Here is a 5,358-nt window from a genome sequence, read left to right on the forward strand (position 1 = left end):
CCCCGCCTCTACGAAGAAGAGCAGGAGCAGCACCACTGGCTGCTGCTCGATCTCTCCCCGGCCCTCTATTTCGGTTCGGGCGACAGGCTCAAGGCCAGGCTCGCCTGCGAGCTGGCCGCCGCCCTGCTCTGGCAAGGGGCGCGCCACCCCCAGACCCTGCAGATCCATGGTCTCACGCCGCAGATCCTGAACCAGAAGGGGCCCCCCTTGCCCCTGCTGCACCAGATCTGCCGGCACTACCACGCCGGGCTGGCCCGTGCCCCCCTGCACGGGACCCTGACCGAGGCCGTGACCCTGCTGCGCGCCCGCCTCCCGGCCGGCGCCCGGCTCACCCTGATTGGCGATCATCAGGTCCCGCCGGATCCCCTCTGCCAGGCCCTCACCGCCCTCGCCGGGGCGCACCCCATCGACTACTGGCAGATCCGCGATCCCCTGGAAGCCGGGATCTGGGGTCAGGAGCGGTTGCCGGTGACGAGCCAGCAGGGCCCCGGCTGGCTCGATGCCATGAGCCCCTCCTTTAACCGTCGCTACCGGGAGGCGGCCGCCCGGCAGCACGCCCTCTGCCAGGCCCGGCTGCTGCCCCTGGTGCGGCGCCTGACCCTGCTCGATGGCAGCCAGTCCCTGCAGACCCAGTGGGAGGCGTCATGAGTCAGGCCGCCACCCTCGCCCGCCAGATCCGCGACATCCACCCCGGCCCCCCGCTGCTGGACGACTGGCTGGATCCCCGCCTCCAGGCCCTGCTGCTATTGGCCTTGGCCCTGACGGCCCTCATCCTCGTCGCCTGGCTGGGGCGACGGCTGTGGCGCTACGGTTGCTGGTGCCGGGCCCTGAGCCCGCCGGATAGAGGGGATCCGGCCCTCTGGCTGGATCGGCTGCACGATCGGCTGCGCCAGGAGAGCCTGGCCCGCTGGCCCCACTGCCGCTCCCTGCGAGGAGAACCCTGGCTCGGCTGGCTCGACCAGCAGGGCCAGACCAATTTTCGCCGCTGGCACCCCCAATGGGATGGCTGGCTCTATGGCGGCCAGCAACCGACCCTGACCCAGCGCCGCGCCCTCTATGCCGATTACCTGCGCCTGGGACGCCGCCTGCTGCTCGGTCGCCTCCTGGCGGGCAAGGCGACCCCATGAGCCTGGCCTGGCCCTGGTTCGCCCTCGCCCTGGTGTTGCCCCTGTTGGTGCGCTCCCTGCCGCCCCTGCGCCGTCACCGCCTGCACCACGATGGCTTCCCCCTGCTGGGGCCCCAGGGGGGCCTGCCCCTCTGGTACGGGATCCTGCTGTGGTGCACCCTGATCCTGGCCCTGTGTCGCCCCCAGCTGGTGGGCGAGCCCATCACCCAGTACCAGGGCAGCCGGGACCTGCTGCTGGCGGTGGATCTCTCCGACAGCATGCGCACCCCGGACATGTTCGATGGCAGCCAGCAGCAAGACAGGCTGACGGCGGTGCGCCAGCAAGTGAAGGCGCTCATTCTTGCCCGTCGGGGGGACAGGATTGGCCTCATCGTCTTTGCCGATCACGCCTACCTGCTCGCCCCCTTGAGCGAAGAGACCCAGGCGCTGCTGACCCTGGCCAACGAGCTGGATTTCGACCTGGTCGGGCGCACCACGGCGCTTGGCGAGGCCATCGCCCTGGCCCGCCGCCACCGGGATCCGGACCGCGAGACGGCCCTGCTGCTCATCACCGATGGTCGCAACACGGCCGGCAGCGCCGATCCCCTCACCCAGGCCAGGGCCGCCCGGGCCGAAGGCATCACCCTGTTTACCCTGGGGGTCGGCGCCGACCCCGGCAGCCAGGTGCTGACCCCGGCCCGGCCCGATCCCAGCGCCGAACTCGACGAGCCCCTGCTCACCCAGTTGGCGGCCATCGGCCAGGGGCGCTATTTTCGCGCCCGCACCCAGCGCGATCTCGTCGCCATGAACCGGGCCCTCGATACCCTGGCGCCGGGAGCCAGGCCGCTGCACAGTTACCGGCCCGTGACCGAGCTCTACCCCTGGCCCCTGGCCCTCTCGCTCCTGCTGCTCCTGCTGCCTGGGCTGATGGCGGCGGCAAGCCCATGGCGGCGACCCTGATGGAGCTCATGCTGCTGCGCCCCTGGTGGCTGCTCGCCCTGCTCCCCTGGCTCTGGCTCGGCTGGCGACAGCGCCGGCAAGCCCCCCTGCTCAGCCCCCTGATGCGCCGCTATCTGCTGCCGCGAAAGGGGACCACAGTGCCCTGGCGCTGGTGGGCGGCCCTGCCCGCCATCCTGGCTCTCTGCGGCCCCGTGCTGGAGCAGGGACAAGGGAGCCGGGTCGCCCCGCCTCTGGATATCTGGCTGCTGGATCTCTCCCGCTCCATGGCGGCGCCGGATCTGGCGCCGGATCGCGCCACCCGGGCACGCCTGCTGCTCCAGGATCTGCTGACCCAGAGCCAGGGGCGGCGCATCGCCCTCATCCTGTTTGCCGCGGATGCCTATCTCGCCATGCCCGCCACCCGCGACCGGGAGGCGATTGCCCGCCTGCTGCCGGACGTACGTCCCGATATCATGCCGCTGCAAGGTTCCAACCCTGTCCGCGCCCTGGCCCTGGGGCTGGCCCAGATCCCGCCGGGCCAGCGGGCGCGCCTGCTGCTGGTAAGCGACGGCCTGACGGCGCGCCAGGCCGAGGACATCGCCGCGCTCTGGCCCTGTCAGGGACGCTGGCAATGTCTGCGCCAACCCGGGGCACCTCGCCTCGATATCCTGCTCGCCGCGACCCAGGCCCAGGTTCCCCTCGGCGGCGAGCTGGCGCTGGCTCTGGGACGAGCCAGCCTGCCACCGCCGGATCTTGCCCTGATGGCCGGGCTCGCCCATCGCCTCGGTGGTCAGTTGCAGCCCCTGGGCGAGGGCCTGCCCACCTTTGCTCCCCTGCCCACGGATCTGGCGCCGGATCCCGCCGGGCGCCAGGAGCTCGGTCCCTGGCTGCTGCTGCCCCTGCTGCTGCTCTGCCTGCTGGCCCGGCGCGGCGCCCTCTGGCTGGCGCTGCTGCTCTGCCTGCCGCCCCAGATGCCGCTCCAGGCCGCCCAATACGATCCGGCCGCGGCGCTGCAGGCCTATGGCGATGGCGACTACCTCAAGGCGGCGCGGCTGTTTCAAGACCCGATCTGGCGCGGCAATGCCTGGTACCGGGCCGGTGACTTCGAGCGGGCCCTGGCCGCCTATGGGGAGCAGTCAGGACCCACCGCTCACTACAATCGCGGCAATGCCCTGGTACAGCTGGGGCGCATCGAGGAGGCCAGACTCGCCTACCTCGCCTGCCTGGCCCAGGATCCGGCCCATCAGGACGCCCGCTACAACCTGGCCCTGCTCGAACAAAGCGCCCCGCCTCCCCCCATGGGCGGGGCCCCCTCCCCGGACGAGACCAAGGTCAGCCCCCAGGGCACGGCGGATCCGGCCCCCCCCGTCATCCTGCTCAAGGAGCGCCTGCGCAAGGAGGCGCTGCGCCGGGGTCTGCTGGCCCGCCCGGAGGATCCGGGATGAGCCGGCGTCATCGCCAGCTGACCCCCCCCTGGCTGCCGTGGTTGCTGGTGACGCTGACCGCAGCCGGTTCGGTCCTGGGGACCGAGCCTTCCCTCCCCCGGCAGAAGGGGGGGCTGGGGGACGGGGCCATGACCTCTTCGCACCAGGCATCCCCGCCCCCCAAGGTCGAGATCCTGGCCGCGGAGCGGCCCGATGAGTGGCGCCTGATCATAGAGGCGCCGGGGCGCTGGCCCGCCGGGGCCCTGATCATCACCCCCTTGCTGCGCCAGTTCGCGGTGGGGCGGGTCTCCCTGCAGCAGGGCATGGGCGAGGATGGCCTCTCGACTCGCTGGCTGATCCCGCTTCACGGTCAGCCCGCCCCCCTGCCCCCCCTGCGCCTCGCCAACTGGTCCATCCCCCTGCCCCCCTTTCCCGCGAGGGAGGCGGACACGGCGCCACCTCCCCCCAGGGTGACGCAGCGGGCCAGCCTCGCCCATGAAGGGCCCCTCTACCCGGGCCAACCCTTCGTCTATGCCCTGCACATCACGCTGCCAGACCCAGTCCGCCAGCCAGGGCTGGAGGAGCCCGCGCACCCGGACTTCACCATACGTCGCCTCGGGGAGGATGAGTGGCGCCCCGGTGCCCGCGCCGGCGAGCCCGGGGTGCTGATCCGCCGCTGGCTGTTCCAGGCCAGGAGGGCCGGGGATTTCACCCTGACCGCCCCCAGGTTGCAGGCCAGCTATCTGCTGGGGGACAGGCCCCAGCCTCTGGCCGGGCGGGCGGGGCCCCTCTCCTTGCATGTGGATGAGGCCCCAGTGCCCCTGGTGGCGCGCCGCCTCACCCTCAGCCAGCAGTTCACCAGCCGCCAGGCCACCCTGGGCGAGCCCATCATCCGCACCCTTCGCCTGCGTCTGGAGGATGGGGATGGCAGCCAGGTGAGCCTGCCCGAGGTACACGTGGCCGGGCTCAGGGTGCAGGGCGACGGCAGCCAGCGCCGCGAGCGCTTCCTCGCCAATGGCCGGCTGCTGTACGAGCAGGAGTGGCGCCAGGCCCTGCGTGCCACCCAGCCCGGCGACTATCTGCTGCCCGAGATCCGCCTGCCCTGGCTCAACACCCGAAACGGGCGCATCGAGCAGCTGATCCTGCCCGGCCAGCGAGTGAGCTTCGCCCCCGATCTCGCAAGCCCGTCGGCCTCGGCGGCCCCCTCCGGCCCCCGCGTCCCTCTGCTCATCTGGGCCCTGCTGCCTCTCCTGCTGGTGCCCTGCCGCCCTCGCCTGGGTCGCTGGCTCGCCTTCTATCGCCTGCAACAGGCCCTGCGGCGGGGCGATGCCGAGGACAGTCGCCACGCCCTGCTGCACTGGCGACGCCGGCGCTGGCCCGGCCCCCTCTCCCCTGCCATCCTTTGGCCAGGGGAGATCCCCGTTTCGGCACCAATGGCGGCCGCCCTCGATACCCTGCAGGCGGCCTGCTTTGGTACACTGACTCACTTTGACGGCGCTCCCCTCGCCCTTGCCCTGTGCGCCTATGAGACGAGGGGGATCGCCGGCTTGCTCAGACGAGTCGCCTGGTTGGACGGCACTTATCGCCACAAGGATCACCACAAGGAGACTCAGTGATGGGGTTTTCGCTGTTTCGCAAGAAAACGGGAAAGGAACCTGTGCCATCCCCGGTCAATGAGGGTATGGCAGATAAACAGAAAAAATATGAAGCCCTGGTCCATGCCCTGCATGGGGACATCTATCGCTACGCCTACTGGTTGTGCCGGGATCCCCATGTGGCAGAGGATCTGGTGCAGGAGACCTACCTGCGCGCCTGGCGGGCCATCGACAGCCTGGTCGACGACAAGGCGGCCAAGCCCTGGCTCATCACCATACTGCGGCGGGAAAATGC

6 protein-coding genes are annotated in these 5,358 nt (G+C 71.2%); all 6 read left to right on the forward strand.

The features are described 5' to 3' along the window. On the forward strand, positions 1–648 hold a 648-nt coding region (locus BN1119_RS03505; RefSeq protein ID WP_041994500.1), incomplete at its 5' end, for a DUF58 domain-containing protein. Next, entirely contained in the window at positions 645–1,127 is a 483-nt protein-coding gene (locus BN1119_RS03510) for a DUF4381 family protein (protein WP_041994037.1), read from the forward strand. The genes BN1119_RS03505 and BN1119_RS03510, both read left to right, overlap by 4 nt. Continuing rightward, positions 1,124–2,065 (forward strand): VWA domain-containing protein, encoded by a 942-nt coding sequence (locus BN1119_RS03515; RefSeq protein ID WP_041994040.1) that lies wholly within the window; start codon positions 1,124–1,126, stop codon positions 2,063–2,065. Before BN1119_RS03510 ends, BN1119_RS03515 begins: the two co-directional genes overlap by 4 nt. Further along, positions 2,065–3,489 carry a VWA domain-containing protein gene (locus tag BN1119_RS03520; protein WP_041994502.1) on the forward strand — a complete coding sequence of 475 codons (1,425 nt, stop codon included), beginning with the start codon at positions 2,065–2,067 and terminating at the stop codon, positions 3,487–3,489. The genes BN1119_RS03515 and BN1119_RS03520 overlap by 1 nt, the downstream gene beginning before the upstream one ends. After that, complete coding sequence (locus BN1119_RS03525) at positions 3,486–5,084, forward strand: BatD family protein (protein ID WP_052448019.1); 1,599 nt, start codon at positions 3,486–3,488, stop codon at positions 5,082–5,084. The genes BN1119_RS03520 and BN1119_RS03525 overlap by 4 nt, the downstream gene beginning before the upstream one ends. Positions 5,085–5,149: 65 nt before the next feature. Further along, a partial coding sequence (locus tag BN1119_RS03530) for a sigma factor (protein ID WP_280136463.1) occupies positions 5,150–5,358 on the forward strand: 209 nt, incomplete at its 3' end.

The sequence above is a fragment of the Aeromonas bivalvium genome, from assembly GCF_000819765.1.
GTDB lineage: Bacteria > Pseudomonadota > Gammaproteobacteria > Enterobacterales > Aeromonadaceae > Aeromonas > Aeromonas bivalvium.

Excerpts from the sequence above, each read along its gene's own strand:
- BN1119_RS03510 (WP_041994037.1), top strand. The coding sequence starts at position 645 with ATGAGTCAGGCCGCCACCCTCGCCCGCCAGATCCGCGACATCCACCCC.
- BN1119_RS03515 (WP_041994040.1), top strand. The coding sequence starts at position 1,124 with ATGAGCCTGGCCTGGCCCTGGTTCGCCCTCGCCCTGGTGTTGCCCCTG.
- BN1119_RS03520 (WP_041994502.1), top strand. The coding sequence starts at position 2,065 with ATGGAGCTCATGCTGCTGCGCCCCTGGTGGCTGCTCGCCCTGCTCCCC.
- BN1119_RS03525 (WP_052448019.1), top strand. The coding sequence starts at position 3,486 with ATGAGCCGGCGTCATCGCCAGCTGACCCCCCCCTGGCTGCCGTGGTTG.